Source organism: Olivibacter sp. SDN3 (assembly GCF_014334135.1).
Taxonomy (GTDB): Bacteria; Bacteroidota; Bacteroidia; order Sphingobacteriales; family Sphingobacteriaceae; genus Olivibacter.
On sequence record NZ_CP060497.1, the window covers coordinates 3812946 to 3829314 of the forward strand.

Below are 16369 nucleotides of genomic sequence, written 5' to 3' on the forward strand. Positions count from 1 at the left end.
ATTAAATCGAATACATATTGCTATAAACTAAGCTTCTTACGTTTTTTGGTATGCCAACAAGAAGAAAAATCCCGGTAATTACCGGGATTTTTCTTTTAACAACATGTTTTTCTAATTGGCATTTGCCGAAAACTCCTTGCTGAAGGAATAGGGAGCATCTGCTGCAGCTATCCCTCTGCTTTTGTTTGGCTGAGCGCTTAGCTCAAACGTTATCTTGGCCCCATCCGTAAGATCTTCATGGCGGAGGTAGTTTTTAGTGTGTTCAGTGCCGTTTACCTTTACGCTGCTGATATAACGCTTATCTTTATTGTTACCGGGCGCTTCTATCAACACCTGTTTGCCATTTTCGAGATTCAATTTGACTGATTGGAAAAGGGGAGAACCTATTACATATTGATCGGTTCCCGGACAAACGGTATAAAAACCCAGGGCAGAGAATACATACCAAGCTGAAGTTTGTCCGTTATCTTCATCGCCGCAGTAGCCATCTGGTGTAGCAGCATAGAGCTTATCCATCACTTCACGAGCCCAGTACTGTGCTTTCCAGGGCTGGCCGGCATAGTTGTATAGGTAAATCATATGTTGGATAGGCTGGTTTCCATGGGCATACTGCCCCATATTTACTACCTGCATTTCACGCATCTCATGGATCATCGACCGGCTCTTCATACCCTCTGCACCAGGTATGATGAATACAGAATCGAGCATCTGATTAAAGGCATCGTTGCCGCCCATTAGATCAATTAAACCTTGCGGATCATGGAACACTGACCAACTGTAGTGCCAACTATTGCCTTCCGTGAAATCCCTGCCCCAATCGGTGCCATTGAAGGTTTCGCCAAAACTGCCATCAGCTTTACGGCCACGCATAAGTTTGTATTGCGGGTCAAATACGTTTTTATAATTCATGGCCCGTTGTCCATAAACAGCTATCTCTTCCTGTGGCTTGTTGAGCTTTTTGCCTAAGGTATAAATTGTCCAATCGTCATAAGCATATTCTAAGGTACGGGCAACATTTTGACTAACCTTTATGTCGTTCGGTATATAGCCAAGTTGATTATAAGCTTCGTAGCCTGTACGGCCGGAAGCCGATACAGAGGGATGTACATTGTTTGCACCGTGTTTGAGGGCTTCCCATAAGGTTTCTATATCGTAACCGCGTAAACCTTTGAGGTAAGCATCTGCTACAACAGAAGCGGAATTATTGCCCACCATAGTATTTCGATGACCCGGGCTGGCCCACTCAGGCAAAAAGCCGCTTTCCCTGTAGGCGTTTACCAGACCTTCTTGCATCTTTGTGTTCATTGATGGGTATACTAAGTTGAGAAAAGGAAACAGCGAACGAAAAGTGTCCCAGAAACCAGTGTCTGTAAACATGTAACCAGGTAATACCTCACCGTTATACGGACTATAGTGTACAACTTCTCCCTGAGCATTGATCTCGTAGAAACTTCTTGGGAAGAGTACCGATCGGTACAAGGAGGAATAAAAGGTACGGAGATTATCGACGTTATCGTCTTTTACTTCTATTTTCCCTAGTACATCGTTCCAGGTTTTTCTTCCGTTGGCTACTAATTGGTCAAAATTGTGGTTACCTAACTCCTCTAAGTTAATGGCAGCCTGCTCAAAGCTAATGAAAGAAGAGGCCACTCGGGCATGTACCTGTTCGCCCTTTTTCGTGGCGAACCCAATGATGGCCCCACTGTGGTCTGCTGTAGCTTCAAGCTGTCCCTCTTTAATGTCCTGTTGATCTACTGTAGCCTGATAGGTAAAGGGTTTATCAAATTCGATGACGAAATAGTTTTTAAAGTTTTCAGGCACCCCACCGCTGTTTTTAGTGGTATAACCGATGATTTTACGCTCTTCTGGGATAACTTTAATATAGGAGCCTTTGTCAAACGCGTCTACCGTAATGTACGATTGATCTGTTTCTGGAAAGGTAAAACGGAACAGTGCCGCCCGCTCTGTCGGTGTAATTTCGGTTACTACATCATGATCTGCCAAATACACTTTGTAATAATGGGGCGCGGCCACTTCTGCTTTGTGCGAAAACCAACTGGCACGCTCTTCTTCGTCAAATATCGGTTTGCCTGTCATAGGCATTAAAGAGAACTGGCCATAATCGTTCATCCAAGGACTGGGTTGGTGGGTCTGTTTAAAACCACGGATTTTATCGGCTGTATAGGTGTATACCCAGCCGTCGCCCATCTTTCCGGTCTGCGGAACCCAGAAGTTCATACCCCATGGCAGTGCGATGGCTGGATAGGTGTTGCCTGTAGATAACTCAAACTTGGATTGTGTGCCTACTAATGTGCTGACATGGGATACCGGGTCCGTTTGCTCTTGTGCTATGGCCCAGGCGCTCAATATTACATATAATGCCGTTAGCAAAGTTTTTTTTAAAAATCTAGGTGAATTCATTTTTTTGGTGTATTTATAGATGTATAACTGCTATGGTATTAAGGCATTTGAACGGTAATCATTACTGGAAAATGATCGGATGGAACACGAGCACGAAAATCCTTCAGACTTACCTCTTTTGGGAAATTACCTGATTGATAAGCTTCTTCCGGATCTGTTAAGTTTGAACGGTAGGTATCAGTTAATATACCGTATTTCGTTACGTCAAAATCGGTGGTGACAAAGATATGGTCGATGCGGCTATCGGTTTTACTGTTTGGATTAAAATTATTGAACGTTCCGTTGCTTGCATACTTGAAAGCAGCTCTTTCGTAGGCATCTTGCATGATGTCAGACTGCTGCAATACTTCGTAGCTGTCACTGTGCTGATCTACGTTGAAGTCGCCCGTAAGTATAGCGGTATGATTACCCGCTAGTTCTTTTACTTTTTGTAGGATAAGTTTGGCACTCTCTCGCCTGGCCTCCGTGCCAACATGGTCAAAGTGTACATTAAAAAAATATAGCGTTTTTCCGTTTTCTTTTAACTGTAATTTTGCCCAGCTACAAATGCGTGGTAATACAGCATCCCAGCCTTTATTTGGTCGGTCAGTTTGGCTGGACAACCAAAAGTCGCCTGCGTCGAGCAACTCAAATTTTTCGGTGTTGTAGAATATTGCTGAATATTCACCGGCCTGCTTGCCATCATCCCGACCGCTGCCTGTATACGCATAGTTAGGCAGGTTGCCTTTGAGGTCTTCCAGCTGATGGTGAAGTCCTTCCTGGGTACCAAAGATGTCGAATTCATGGAAACGAACCATATCCGTAATGATGGGAAAACGTTGTTTCCAGCCATCACCTTGGGCGGCGTCTTCGGTGTTATTATCATTGCGGATATTATAGCTAGCGACGTTGAGCCGTTGCGCCAATAATAACGAAGAACATAGGCAGAATCCAAGAAATAATAAGGCGAATTTTGGTTTGAATAAATAGATCATAATATACTGTTTGTTTTTGTTTTTTTACAAGCTAAATTGATTTAGCTAATCTGAAATTTCTTAGTCATTTACACTTTTTGTTCTGAAACTGAAAATATGGAAATGGCTAAATGGTTATGTACTTGGCATATGCCATCACAAACTTAGATAAACTTTATTTGATATGCAAGTCTGAGTAGATATTGGCTTGGTGATGATGGTAAGCTTTTTATTTAGTGGTCTTTATTTTTAATTATTCTAAATAAATGTATATTTGCCTCGAATCTTATACTTAATAGCAAGAGGATTTCTTGTTTTTTAAACGAATTTTTAGGTTTTTTTTTATACCTCATAGGTATATTTTATCCGAATGAACATCCTCCAGGAAGCGATAAGATTTGAAGAAAATTTATTAATGGATATATAAACAAATAGAACAAAAGCTTTCAGATAAAAGAGAGCTGTACAGGTTGCAACTGTACAGCTCCAACTCAACGTGTTGAGTTACTTTTAAATCACGATTATCACTTAAAAGCAATGCAAATTAACAAAATTTTGCTTGTAGGCATATTGTGCGCCTATACATTTTTTTCTTTCGCGCAAGGCAGCGGTTTATCATCCATCCAGGGGCGTATTACCAATAAACAGCAAGAGGCTGTAGAGGCTGCTTCTATTCGCTTGCTGAATACAGGTTTTGGCACGGTAACTTCGGCTAGAGGGTTTTATGAGATAACAGGTATTCCGCCCGGAAACTATCGCCTACAGATACGTGCGTTAGGTTATATATCAGTTGTAAAAGACTTTTCAATCAAGCCAGATGAAAAAAATGTGTTTGATGTACTGTTGGAAGATGAATTGAACCAGATGGATGAGGTGTCGGTGATTGGCAGAACGGCCAATCAGACCGCGAATAGGCAAGCGTACAATATTACCTCAATAGACGCACGGCAGCTACATAACACAACCTTGGATTTATCACATGCATTGGATCGAGTGTCTGGCGTGCGTGTGCGCGAAACAGGAGGAGTAGGGTCTAGTTTTAATTTTTCCCTGAATGGATTTATGGGAAGACAGGTGAAGTTTTTTATCGACGGTGTGCCGATGGACAATTTTGGCTCCTCTTTCCAGATAAATAATATTCCTGTCAACCTTGCAGAAAGAGTAGAAGTATATAAAGGCGTGGTTCCTATTTCACTTGGTGCCGACGCTTTGGGAGGAGCAATTAATATTGTTACAAATCAAACACATCGCAACTATCTCGACGTTTCTTACTCTTATGGATCATTCAACACTCATCGATCAACGATTAACGCAGGTTACACATCAAAGTCGGGTTTTACCTTTCAATTAAACGCGTTTCAGAACTATTCTGATAATAATTATAAAGTTTTTGTACCTATCGTTGAAAACCTCTTAACTGGTTACACGTACAATGGTTGGGCACGACGCTTTCATGATTCCTACCGTAATGAAACTATTATCGCCAATATGGGACTGGTCGATAAAAAATTTGCCGACCGCTTACTGATCGGTATTACGCTTGGTCAAAATTGGGCTGATATACAAACGGGTAACAGGATGTATGATGTGTATGGTGAACGAAGAAGAAGGGGAAGTATCATCATGCCCTCTGTGAAGTATAGCAAAAAAGACCTTTTTGTAAAAGGGCTGGAGTTAAGACTGAATGGTAACTTTAATTTTGGGGAGGAACAAACCATAGATACTGCCTTTAAACAATATAATTGGTTGGGAGATTGGATATACAAAGGGGCTGACCCAAGCCAATGGATGGCTGGAGGAGAGCGGTCCCGAACTTTATATAAATTCAAGAATAATATTGGCTTAGCTAACGCTGCGTTGAGTTATGCATTGAATGAGAGGCATTCGCTCGTGTTGAATAACCAGTTTAGTACTTTTAATCGTAAAGGAGAAAATGAACTGGTACCGGAAGATGAAAACGCACGACAACCAAGGAAAACACAGAAAAGTATAACCGGGCTAGCTTATCGGTGGGATGCCAGTTCAAGGTGGAACACGACGGTATTTGTTAAACATTACTATCAACATAATACCTCATTTCAGGTAATCGATCAAATATACTACCAGCAGAAGAATACTTTTGATGATTTGGGCTATGGTTTGGCAAGTACGTATTTTTTATTACCCGATCTACAACTGAAACTTTCTTATGAAAAAAGCTTTCGTTTACCGGAAAATGAGGAGCTATTTGGCGATATAGTGAATGTGGATGCAAATTTTAACTTGAGGCCGGAATCGAGTCATAATATTAATTTTGGAGCCAATTATGCTTTTACTATTAATCACAACCATCGCTTATATGCGGAAGCAAATTTGATAAACCGTATCGCAAAGGATTTTATCAGACCTGTTCTTTCCACAGGAACCGGGGTGGCTCAATTGCGAAATGCCAACCTACGGGATGTCTCCAATTTAGGGTTTGATAGTGAATTAAGGTATATATACAAAGATAAGCTCACGGCTGGGATAAATGTTACTTATCAAAATCTTCGTAACAATACAATGTATGAGGGAGACGCTAATAATGTAAGCCCTGTATACCGTGATAGAATTCCTAATATGCCTTTTCTATACGGCAATGCCTATGCTTCTTATACGCTATACAACGTAGGAAAAAATGGAAATACGCTTTCTCTGGGCTACAATCTTTTGTATGTGCATGCTTATTACTTAAGATGGCCGAGTCAGGGAGAAACAAATAAGGCCGATATCCCAAAACAATTGGCGCATGATGCGAATGCGGTGTACTCATTTGGTGCGGGAAAATATCATGTTGCCTTGGAATGTAGAAACCTAACGGATGAATTACTGTATGATAATTTTAGCTTACAAAAGCCAAGTAGGTCGTTCAACCTCAAATTGCGTTATTTTTTGAATAATCAATAATAGTCAAATGAAATATTAATCCATAGCACAATGAAAATTAAATACATGTATTGTTTAGCCGCATTAGCGGTAGGAGGTATCCTGGCATCCTGCTCGAAGAGAAGCAATGGCCCAGATGATAACGATGGAAATGATGGAGGCCGCTCCAAATATGTCTTTCTGATAACTTCGGTAGGTTCGGGAGACGAGTCTGCTAATTATATTGTACCGGTCGACGATGTTACGCAAGGATCTATTTCTACTACAGGTACCGGGGCCGAGGCAGATGGATATTCTTTTATCGCGCAGCACAATAAAATCTTTGGACTGGTTTGGGGAGGTCAGGGGCCTATAACACCATACGAACTAAATAATGAGGGTAAAGTGGTAACCGCAGGGAGCACCATTAATGCTGTTACCGCACTTACCTATGGTAAGGTAGACGACGATGCGTTTGTTTTTACTTCACTTACTACGAGTAAAGCTGAACCCAATGCTACTATTATGCGCTACGACGCAAAAAATCTAGTGCTTGCAGAACGGAACACGATTGATATTAGCAAAGTTACCGGTACGGATGAAGTTGCTGTATTTACAGGTGTTTTCCAGGTTGATGATGACAAATTATACTTACCTTATTATTCAGTGCCTGGTGTGGCCGGGCAAAATACCAAATATAAAGATAGTACTTGGGTGGCAGTGGTGAATTATCCCGAGCTTTCGGTGAAAACCGTGATTCGTGACGGGCGTTCTAGCCAAAGCGGATTTTGGTTTTGCCAAAATAGTTTAAAGCAAATTGAAAATGGCGATGTCTACCTATGGTCTGGCGCTTTTGGCTCGAAAAATCCTTCTGCGTTTATGAAAATTGCGAAAGGGACAGATTCTTTTGACCAAGAATACTTTTTTAATGTGGAAGAGAAAACCGAAGGAGCAAAGATTGTTCGCGGGACATATATTGCAGATGGTAAATTTTTGATAGCACTGGAAGCGGATAACGGAACGAATGATCCTGAACGCGACGGTGGCGGACCGGCAAGGGTGAAACTAGCGATAGCTGATGTACTTGCGCAAGGTATTACCTATATAGATGGAACGCCGGAGTATGAAGCGCCATGGTATGACTTTCCAGCCTTTACAGAGGATGATGGGCATACGGTACGATTTGTTTTACGTGAGTCTGCAGAAAAGTATGTAGTATACACCATCGATGCCAATACTGCCACAGCCACACGTGGATTGGAAATTACCGGTGCAAATGTCTCTTCAATTAATAAGTTAACCTATTAGACCTTTTCTTAGCGTGTTATCTGGGTAAACAAAACATTTACCCAGATAACATTTTTTCAATCTATCTACCTGTAAAGATCCATTAGGTTTCTTTCGAAAATACGGTTGCAGCTTCTTGATCATGATATTGAACTGGTTGTGTCAATTTTGCTCCAACTCTTCGGGGGCCGTTTACCGCTGAGCTTGTAATCGTAAAGAGAAAGTAAATCTTTTTCTGACATAAATATGTCGCATAAATGAGAAATTAGTCCTATTATTGTGTCAACAACGAAATGATAGATACACAAGAGAAAATTATAGAGTCGGCCATTTTGGTGTTTAACGACGATTTATCTGCTCCGCTGGAAAGGGTTGCTGAAAAAGCGTCGATTACCAGAAGAACACTTCATCGGTATTTTAAAGATAGGAGCGAGCTCATTGCTTTATGCGGGCAGCATATGCGGAAGAGATGTAGCAAAGCCATGGCCGAAGCGTTGAACAGCTCCGAAGTTCCGTTGGAGCAACTGGAGCAGATGTTATATGCAGCGGTAGATTGTGGTGTTAGGTATGCTTTTTTTCACAAACTGCATAGCAGAGAGGGGCACCAACATAGGCATGAGAATAAAGATTGTGCAGAATATGATGCTATGTATGAGCAGTATGAAAGGGTAATTGTCAAGTTGCAAGATGAAGGAACAATAACTAAGCATACCTCTGTTGAATGGATTTTTATTTTTTTTACCAGTGTGATAAATGCTACCGTTCAAGCAGAGACTGCAGGAGCTGTTGCTAAACAACATTTAAAGCAGTTTGCGTGGTTTTCTTTCAGTAAAGGAATTGGATTATAAAAAAATTGCCTCAACATGTCTCATAAATGAGACATGTTGAGTATAGATAAATATTTTTTAATGAATGAATATGGAAACACAAAACAGTTATGATGTAGCGATCATAGGGGGAAGTTATGCTGGGTTATCCGCAGCGATGGCCTTGGGCAGAGCTATACGTAGAGCGCTTATTGTTGATAGTGGCAGCCCATGCAACCGCCAAACGCCACATGCACATAATTTCCTTACCCAAGATGGGCAAGTGCCGGCCGATATTGCTGCATTATGCAAAAAGCAGGTATTGGCTTACCCAACCTTACAGTATACAAAAGACCGCGTAGAAATGGTAAAAGGAGAGAATTCGTCTTTTTATTTGGAAACAACCTCAGGAAGGCGTATGCAAGCAAAAAAAATACTATTTGCAACGGGTATCAGGGATCAAATGCCCGCAATAGATGGTTTTGCAGATTGTTGGGGTATCACTGCTATTCACTGTCCTTATTGTCATGGTTATGAATATAGAAATGAACCGACTGGAGTGATTGTAAACGGCGATATGGCGTTAGAGAAAGGGCGGTTGATCCATAACTGGACAAAGAAATTAACCCTTTTTACTAATGGTACCTCTACTATTAGCACGATACATCGGGAGCAATTCGCGTCCATGGGTGTTGAGATTATTGAACAACCTGTAAAAAAGGTAGAGCATAAGGAAGGTTATATTAACCGGGTTATATTAGTAGATGGAAGCTCGATAACGCTCAAAGTACTTTATGCGCATTTACCTTTTGAACAACATTGTAAAATACCAGAACGTTTGGGCTGTACGATCAATGAAGTTGGACACATTGCGGTAGATGGCTTTCAGAAAACGAATGTGCCCGGTATTTATGCCGCAGGCGATAACGCTTCCCCGCTTAGGAGTTTGGCAATGGCGGTTTCAACAGGGGCAGTAGCGGGCGCATTTATCAACCATGAGCTGATAACAGAAGGGTATTAAGGTTTGGTTTACGAATAGGTAGCATTTCTTCACCCATTACGTAAGATTTATAGGTATGAACATAGGTTAGGTCAACATACATTTGTAATATACATAGAAATAAAAAAAGACAGTTATGCACTTCTTCAAGCCCCTGCAGGTAACGCTGCTAATAGTTTTTACTTTAAATTCGTGGAATGCCTTTTCCCAAGCGAAAGACAGTAAATTAAATGTGCTGTTTATAGCGGTAGACGATCTGAATAATGATCTAGGGGTTTATGGCAATACCTATGTTAAGTCACCAAATATTGATAATCTGGCAAAACGTGGTGTTACTTTTGAACGTGCCTATACGCAATTTCCACTCTGTAGCCCAAGCCGTTCTTCGTTGTTGACCGGGCATCGCCCGGATGTCACCGGTATCTACGAACTACAGACACATTTTCGCCAAAATTTACCGGATGTGATCACTTTACCTCAATTATTTAAGAATAACCAATATTTTACTGCTCGTGTAGGAAAGATTTTTCACTATGGCGTTCCCGGACAGATCGGAACAAATGGCCTGGATGATTCGATATCTTGGAATCTTCGGATTAATCCCAAAGGAAGAGATAAGACGGAAGAGTCAAAAGTGATTAACTTGACACCAGATAGAGGGCTGGGAAGTGCTCTTGCTTATCATATTGCCGAGGGAAGTGATTTGGAACAAACCGATGGCTTGGTGGCCACGGAAGCCATTAAGTTATTGCAAGAAAAAGGAGATAAGCCTTTCTTCCTCGCCGTTGGTTTTTATAGGCCGCATAGCCCATACGTTGCTCCTAAGAAGTATTTTGATTACTATCCGACGGCTTCTATCCCACTTCCTGAAGAAAAAGATAACGATTTGGAGGATATCCCAGAAGCTGCTTTGTTTACTAAACCGGCACATTGGGGTTTGAACGAAGCACAGCGTAGGGAGGTTTTACGAGCATATTATGCGTCTATATCGTTCATGGATGCGCAGGTAGGGCGATTAATAGCTGCTTTAGATAGTTTGAATTTGAGTGATAATACGGTCGTCGTACTGTGGAGTGATCATGGATATAACGTTGGTCAACATGGGCAGTGGATGAAGCAGAGCCTGTTTGAAAACTCCGCGCGAGTACCCTTAATAATAGCGGCACCTGGAGTTGATCCAGACAAGAAGACGGGGCGCACGGTTGAGCTGCTGGATATTTATCCTACATTAGCTGAGTTGACAGGCCTAAGCGCTCCTGGCGATTTGGAGGGCAAAAGCTTAGTGCCACTATTGAACAACCCGTCGGAAACGTGGGATAAGCCTGCTTATACCCAAGTGAGACGAACAGATTTTTTTGGGCGAAGTGTTCGGACTGAACGCTGGCGTTATACCGAATGGGATGAAGGAAAGGCCGGAGTGGAGCTGTACGATCATGCGGTAGATCCTGGTGAATTTAATAACCTGGCGAACGATGAAAAATATCAATCGACAGTAAAAGAACTGGCTGAAATCCTTCGGAAAGGTTATCGGTAAAAGTAGAATTGATCAACTATAAGTTTTCGATGGCATTTTTTGTCATTTTAAATAGATTTACCTGGTAATATCATTATATTGCTATCATCAATAAAAATGAATAGCAATGCAAATAAATAGTACGCACAGATTTAGCAATAGGGTAGACGATTATGTCAAATATAGACCTTCTTATCCGCCTACGATTATTTCTTTATTGCAGGAGAAATACCAATTAAAAAATAACAGTCGCATAGCCGATATTGGGTCGGGCACCGGGATTTCGAGCGCGCTGTTTTTGGATGCTGGCTATGAAGTAATAGGAGTGGAACCTAATAAAGAAATGCGCGATAGATCAGTCGAGTTGCTGGCGAATTATACAAAGTTTGAGGTGAAGGATGGTACGGCCGAGAATACTGAATTGGAGGCACACAGCATAGATGTGATAGTTGCCGGTCAGGCTTTTCATTGGTTTGACCGCTTGAAGACAAAAAAGGAATTTCAGCGTATCCTAGCTGCCAGTGGGAAAGTCATCTTATTATGGAATGAGCGCTTGACGCAAACACCTTTTGAAAAGGATTATGATGAATTGATCGTTAAGCATGGAATCGATTACGTGAGCGTTGATCATAGAAATATTGATGAACAAAAAATCCAAACCTTTTTTGAACCTGGAGCTTGTGCCATCGAGGTGCTTGCCAATTGGCAAATATTCGATTTTGAAGGTTTGAAGGGACGTTTGCTATCGTCTTCATATATGCCTTCGCATCATGAGGCAGGATATGAAGAGATGGTCGGCGACTTACGGCTATTGTTTGACCGTTATCAACAAAACGGAGAAATACGGATTAATTACGAAACCAAACTTTATATCGGATCATTTCGCTAATAAAGCGTTAAACTGCATGCAGGTTCAACTATTGAAGAAATGCTTTTAACACATTTCTTGCTTTTTCATTTTCCTCCGGCAGCCCAATGGTTATCCGGATCCAGGTATTGTAGGGAGCGAAGCTACGACTGACATGAATTCCTGCTTCCTCAAATTTGCGATAGGTATCCTGATAAGGCTTTTTGGCGTCGAAAAATACAAAATTTGCTTGGGAAGAGGTATAGCGAAGTCCGAGTTGTTCCAGTAATTCAAACCATTTTTGTCGTTCGACGTCTACGGTATGTTTGACATGGGAAACAAAGGCCTGATCTTTTAGCGCAGCGCTTGCCGCGGCAATGGAAATTCGGTTGAGCTCATGAGGATTGCCCAATCCTTGTTCACGAAGGAATTTGGCAAGTGTTTTGGGTGCTACTGCATAGCCCATGCCTAGCCCCGCGAGTCCATACATTTTAGCAAAAGTCCTGAAAACAATTACTTGGTCGCCTGCTTTCAGGTTGTTTACAGCAGTTCTTCCGGCAAAATCATCTGTATATTCCAAATACGCTTCGTCTACTATAACCAGCGTTCGGGAAGATACCCGGTGTAAAAACTGGAGGAAACGATCTTTATCATTAACGGTGCCAGAAGGGTTGTGTGGGTTAACCAAAAAAACGGCTTGTGTTTGCGGGGTAATATGTGCCTCGATGGCGTCAAGGTCATTTTCCAGATGCTCATTCAGTGGTACTTCGATAATTTTGCCACCAACACTGCCCGCGGCTTCTGCCAGTACCGGGTATCCGGGAACAGTGTAAATAAATTCACCACCGGCACCTCCTTTTATCCCCAAATAAATGCCAAGTTGTGCTAATAACTCGCCGGGAATAATCTGATCGGTATCTACTCCTTCGTATTGGGCGAGGGATGCTATAAAAGCTTGCCCTTCTTCTGCTGTGTAACGGGCAATTTGCTGACTTTCCTCTTGAATTTTTTCCAGTACGCTTTTGGTGGGTCCGAAAGGATTTTCGTTGAGTGAAAGCTGTATGCTTTTAGCCGTCGTTTGTGCTTGAAGGATAGCCATGGAGCTGATCAGGGCAGCGACTAAAGAAAAAAGTCTCGATAGATGTTTCATTAAATGATAGTTTAGTTGATAGGTATTGATTTAGTAGGCCAAAAAGGTGATTCAGTTCGACAATTTGCCAAATAGCTATTGATTTCCTCTAATACTTCGGGATATTTAGCAGCAAGGTCTGTCTGCTCTGCTATATCCTTTTCCAGGTCATAAAGCGCTAGTTTATTAGCACGTTTGATAGCTTTCCATTTACCATAGCGCACGGCTTGTTCAAAACCTCTTTCGAAAAACTCCCAGTATAAAAATCTCTTTTTAGCTTGAGGACTGCCCTTGATAGCGGGATAAATACTGATGCCATCTGTTTGATAGGCGTTTGATGCACCCGCAATTTCCCCTAAAGTGGGCATGATATCGGCGAAATAGGCGGGGGTTGTGTTCTTATTAGGATGGCGGGTAATACCCGGTGCCCATACAATAAATGGTACACGGATTCCTCCTTCATACAGGTCGCGCTTGTATCCCCTAAGGTCACCATTGGAGTCGAAAAAATCAGCCACTGCAGTTAATTGCTCAGTACCTTCAGACCTTGGCCCGTTATCCGAACAGAAAATAATAAGGGTGTTTTCTGATAAGCCATTTTGAATGAGGTGATTTTTGATTTTGGCTACTGACTGATCAAGATAATGCGTCATCGCGGCATAAATCTTCATATCTTCTGGCCAATCTTTATCTTTATAAATGGCGTGATCGGGTGCGTCCAGCGGTGAATGGGGGTTGTTGTAGTTCACCATTAGAAAGAACGGTTGTTGAGTATTTTGTTGCCTCGACAAAAAATCAATCGCTTCATCTGTACAAAGATGAGTTTCATAATAGTTTCTGGAACCTGAAGCGTTTTCTTCAATAGCTATTAATTCACCGTTTCTATAACGTTTTCCAGGCCAATAGGTGCTGGCATAAGTTTCGGGCTGGTTAATCAGCCATCCCGTAAATTCATCAAATCCCCGATGTAATGGAGTAGCCAGGGAATCATAACCATCTACATGCCATTTCCCGACCAAAGCGGTCGTATACCCAGCGTCTTGTAGAAGGTTACCGATGGTATAGTCGGTGTCAAGTAAGTTGGCACGGTAAACGGTTTGCTTACCTTTTTTGCCCGCGATGCCTCCTTCTATGGTTGCGTTTCCCCGAATTGTAGTATGCCCGGTATGGAGCCCGGTAAGTAGTACACTTCTCGAAGGGGAGCAAACGGGGGCGCCTGCATAAAAGTCAGTGAAAATAATACCCTCCCGCCCGAGTTGATCAATGTTGGGCGTTTGGATGAGTTGCTGTCCATATATACCCAAATCTCCATACCCTAGATCATCTGCCAAGATGAAGATAATATTGGGCCGTTCAGGAGCAGGTTGAGCATACAAAAAAAAGTTAATGGTTAAAAGTAGGCTAAAGGCGAATGCTGGAATGAGTTTCATATATTTTATTTATAACTAATAAAGAACAAATATAACAAAGTATATAAAAATGGTAGACTTTGTATTATTTTATTGCTTTTATACGCTATATTTGGCAAATTGCTATATGGTACTTAGTTAAATAATGAAAAAAATAATATGCTATTTACTGTTGTGCTGGTTAATGGCAGGTTGTAAAGAGTCGGCACAGGAAAAGCCAAATATCGTATTTGTGCTGGCAGATGATATCAGCTGGGATGATATTGGTTGCTACGGTAACCAGGCGATCCGCACACCGCATATTGACCAGCTTGCACAAGAAGGGCTTCAGTTTACTAATTTTTATGTAACTTCCAGCTCTTGCAGCCCAAGCCGCACCAGTATTTTGACCGGTCGCTATCCGCATAATACAGGTGCTGCGGAATTACATACCGAACTTCCGGCGGAACTTAGCTATTTTCCTGAACTGTTAAAAAACGCTGGATATTTTTCGGCTTTAGTCGGTAAATGGCACGAAGGCGAAAATACCCGTAGGGCTTATGACACCTTGTTGGTAGATAAAAAAATCAACGGTGAGGGGGGCGAGGAACAATGGATAAGCTTATTGCAGAATCGACCAAAAGATAGACCATTTGTTTTTTGGTTAGCGCCTTATGATGCCCACAGGGACTGGTCGGATGACGACCAGTTTAGCAAGCCCTACAAACCGGAGGAGGTGCGTGTACCGCCAACGCTGCTGGATACGGAGGAAACACGAAAAGATCTAGCGTCTTACTATAATGAAATTACCCGTCTTGACGCACATATAGGCAAATTGCGTGAAGAATTGCATGGCCAGGGAATTACAGAAAATACGATCGTTATTTTTATGGCAGATAATGCGCGTCCTTTTCCCGGAAGTAAAACGCGTTTACTGGATAGGGGTACCCGTACACCCTTCTTGATCTGTTGGCCTAAAGGTATTGCGCATCCGGGAAAATCGGTTGATGCACTGGTAAGTAGTATCGATATAGCGCCTACCTTACTTAAGTTGAGTGGAGTAGAAGTGGCGGAAAGTTTTCAGGGGGAGAGCTTTGCCACGTTGTTGGATGAGCCTGACAAGGATTTTCGGCAATATATCTTTACCGAGCATAATTGGCATGATTACGAAGCCTATGAACGTGCGGTTCGAACCAAAGATTTTCTTTATATCCGTAATGAAAGGCCACAATACGCAAACGAGGGGCCTATCGATGCCAATCAGAGTCCGTCGGCAAAGGCCTTGAAAGATAATCTTCATCTGTTGAATGATTACCAGGTAGAAGCACTGAAGAAGCCCCGGTCAAAAGAGGAATTTTTCAATAATAAGGAAGATCACTTACAAGAATTTAACTTGATAGATGACCCTGCATATGGCGGTGAAATCGACGAGTTGAGAAAAGTATTGAAGCGGTGGCAGGAAGATACGGGAGATAGTTTGCCTCAGCGTTTAACTCCGGATTGGTACGATCGTAATACCGGCCAACCATTACCAGAGAAAAACAAAAGGGGTGAGATGCCCGGTGCATCCAAAGTTGCGACAAAAGTAAACAAAAAAGGCCCCTTTTAAAGATCTGATAATATGTATATAAAGAACCTTCGAAGTACTGATTCAGCCGTACGGCACCATTTTATATTCCCCAAGCCGTAACGACCAATTTTCTTTTCCCGCCATAATTGCGGTGTTCACAAAGATAGATACCCTGCCAGGTGCCAAGAGCCAGTTTACCTTGACGAATGGGGATACTAACGAAACTTCCCAATATCGATGATTTTAGATGGGCAGGCATATCGTCAGCCCCTTCATAGTCGTGGCGGTAATCAGGATCATTCTCGGGAACGAGCTTGTTAAAATACATGGAAAAATCTTGTCTGACAGAGCCGTCGGCGTTTTCGTTTATTGTTAATGAAGCTGAGGTGTGCTGAATAAATACCTGACAGATACCGGTTTCTATCTGTTTAATCTCATGGAAATTGCTGATAATATCGTTGGTGATTAAATGAAAGCCTCTTGGCCTTTCCCTTAATTGTATATCCTGCTGGTATATCTTCATGAATAATTAAAATATATAGATGTCTGACCTTACTATTGCTTAACGGAGA

At 41.9% G+C, this 16369-nt stretch carries 12 protein-coding genes; 7 read left to right on the plus strand and 5 right to left on the minus strand.

What is annotated here, in order from left to right; all coding sequences use genetic code 11:
• Positions 1 to 111: 111 nt before the first annotated feature.
• Both H8S90_RS15795 and H8S90_RS15800 read right to left on the minus strand, forming a co-directional pair.
• A complete protein-coding gene (locus H8S90_RS15795; protein ID WP_187338817.1) occupies positions 112 to 2421 on the minus strand; it encodes a GH92 family glycosyl hydrolase in 2310 nt (769 codons plus the stop codon).
• A 38-nt stretch (positions 2422 to 2459) separates the two neighbouring features.
• Complete coding sequence (locus H8S90_RS15800) at positions 2460 to 3395, minus strand: endonuclease/exonuclease/phosphatase family protein (RefSeq protein WP_187338818.1); 936 nt, start codon at positions 3393 to 3395, stop codon at positions 2460 to 2462.
• A 516-nt stretch (positions 3396 to 3911) separates the two neighbouring features.
• On the opposite strand from H8S90_RS15800, the gene H8S90_RS15805 reads away from it, so the two are divergent.
• From H8S90_RS15805 to H8S90_RS15830, 6 genes are all read left to right on the plus strand, one after another.
• Positions 3912 to 6299: a TonB-dependent receptor gene (locus tag H8S90_RS15805; protein WP_187338819.1), complete on the plus strand. Its 2388-nt coding sequence runs from the start codon at positions 3912 to 3914 to the stop codon at positions 6297 to 6299.
• 30 nt (positions 6300 to 6329) lie between these two features.
• Positions 6330 to 7565 (plus strand): DUF4374 domain-containing protein, encoded by a 1236-nt coding sequence (locus H8S90_RS15810; protein WP_187338820.1) that lies wholly within the window; start codon positions 6330 to 6332, stop codon positions 7563 to 7565.
• A 272-nt stretch (positions 7566 to 7837) separates the two neighbouring features.
• Entirely contained in the window at positions 7838 to 8392 is a 555-nt protein-coding gene (locus tag H8S90_RS15815) for a TetR/AcrR family transcriptional regulator (RefSeq protein WP_187338821.1), read from the plus strand.
• 70 nt (positions 8393 to 8462) lie between these two features.
• On the plus strand, positions 8463 to 9371 hold the full coding sequence (locus H8S90_RS15820) for an NAD(P)/FAD-dependent oxidoreductase (protein ID WP_187338822.1): 909 nt from the start codon (positions 8463 to 8465) through the stop codon (positions 9369 to 9371).
• Positions 9372 to 9486: 115 nt separating this feature from the next.
• On the plus strand, positions 9487 to 10884 hold the full coding sequence (locus H8S90_RS15825; protein WP_187338823.1) for a sulfatase: 1398 nt from the start codon (positions 9487 to 9489) through the stop codon (positions 10882 to 10884).
• Positions 10885 to 10990: 106 nt separating this feature from the next.
• The gene (locus tag H8S90_RS15830; RefSeq protein ID WP_187338824.1) at positions 10991 to 11752 is read left to right on the plus strand and encodes a class I SAM-dependent methyltransferase; all 762 of its coding nucleotides are present in this window, start codon (positions 10991 to 10993) and stop codon (positions 11750 to 11752) included.
• 28 nt (positions 11753 to 11780) lie between these two features.
• Here the strand turns inward: H8S90_RS15830 and H8S90_RS15835 are convergent, their stop codons facing one another.
• Positions 11781 to 12860, minus strand: a complete 1080-nt coding sequence (locus H8S90_RS15835; RefSeq protein ID WP_187338825.1) for a histidinol-phosphate transaminase — start codon at positions 12858 to 12860, stop codon at positions 11781 to 11783.
• An 11-nt stretch (positions 12861 to 12871) separates the two neighbouring features.
• Positions 12872 to 14269 carry an arylsulfatase gene (locus H8S90_RS15840; protein ID WP_187338826.1) on the minus strand — a complete coding sequence of 466 codons (1398 nt, stop codon included), beginning with the start codon at positions 14267 to 14269 and terminating at the stop codon, positions 12872 to 12874.
• 124 nt (positions 14270 to 14393) lie between these two features.
• Here H8S90_RS15840 and H8S90_RS15845 point away from each other — a divergent pair, with 124 nt between their 5' ends.
• On the plus strand, positions 14394 to 15836 hold the full coding sequence (locus tag H8S90_RS15845; protein WP_187338827.1) for a sulfatase: 1443 nt from the start codon (positions 14394 to 14396) through the stop codon (positions 15834 to 15836).
• 61 nt (positions 15837 to 15897) lie between these two features.
• Here the strand turns inward: H8S90_RS15845 and H8S90_RS15850 are convergent, their stop codons facing one another.
• Positions 15898 to 16320 (minus strand): secondary thiamine-phosphate synthase enzyme YjbQ, encoded by a 423-nt coding sequence (locus H8S90_RS15850; protein WP_187338828.1) that lies wholly within the window; start codon positions 16318 to 16320, stop codon positions 15898 to 15900.
• Positions 16321 to 16369 lie beyond the last annotated feature (49 nt).

What these genes read in the sequence shown, in the direction of transcription:
- H8S90_RS15840 (WP_187338826.1), bottom strand. Translation starts at nt 14,269, where the DNA reads ATGAAACTCATTCCAGCATTCGCCTTTAGCCTACTTTTAACCATTAAC.
- H8S90_RS15820 (WP_187338822.1), top strand. Translation starts at nt 8,463, where the DNA reads ATGGAAACACAAAACAGTTATGATGTAGCGATCATAGGGGGAAGTTAT.
- H8S90_RS15850 (WP_187338828.1), bottom strand. Translation starts at nt 16,320, where the DNA reads ATGAAGATATACCAGCAGGATATACAATTAAGGGAAAGGCCAAGAGGC.
- H8S90_RS15845 (WP_187338827.1), top strand. Translation starts at nt 14,394, where the DNA reads ATGAAAAAAATAATATGCTATTTACTGTTGTGCTGGTTAATGGCAGGT.
- H8S90_RS15800 (WP_187338818.1), bottom strand. Translation starts at nt 3,395, where the DNA reads ATGATCTATTTATTCAAACCAAAATTCGCCTTATTATTTCTTGGATTC.
- H8S90_RS15825 (WP_187338823.1), top strand. Translation starts at nt 9,487, where the DNA reads ATGCACTTCTTCAAGCCCCTGCAGGTAACGCTGCTAATAGTTTTTACT.
- H8S90_RS15830 (WP_187338824.1), top strand. Translation starts at nt 10,991, where the DNA reads ATGCAAATAAATAGTACGCACAGATTTAGCAATAGGGTAGACGATTAT.
- H8S90_RS15835 (WP_187338825.1), bottom strand. Translation starts at nt 12,860, where the DNA reads ATGAAACATCTATCGAGACTTTTTTCTTTAGTCGCTGCCCTGATCAGC.
- H8S90_RS15810 (WP_187338820.1), top strand. Translation starts at nt 6,330, where the DNA reads ATGAAAATTAAATACATGTATTGTTTAGCCGCATTAGCGGTAGGAGGT.
- H8S90_RS15795 (WP_187338817.1), bottom strand. Translation starts at nt 2,421, where the DNA reads ATGAATTCACCTAGATTTTTAAAAAAAACTTTGCTAACGGCATTATAT.
- H8S90_RS15805 (WP_187338819.1), top strand. Translation starts at nt 3,912, where the DNA reads ATGCAAATTAACAAAATTTTGCTTGTAGGCATATTGTGCGCCTATACA.
- H8S90_RS15815 (WP_187338821.1), top strand. Translation starts at nt 7,838, where the DNA reads ATGATAGATACACAAGAGAAAATTATAGAGTCGGCCATTTTGGTGTTT.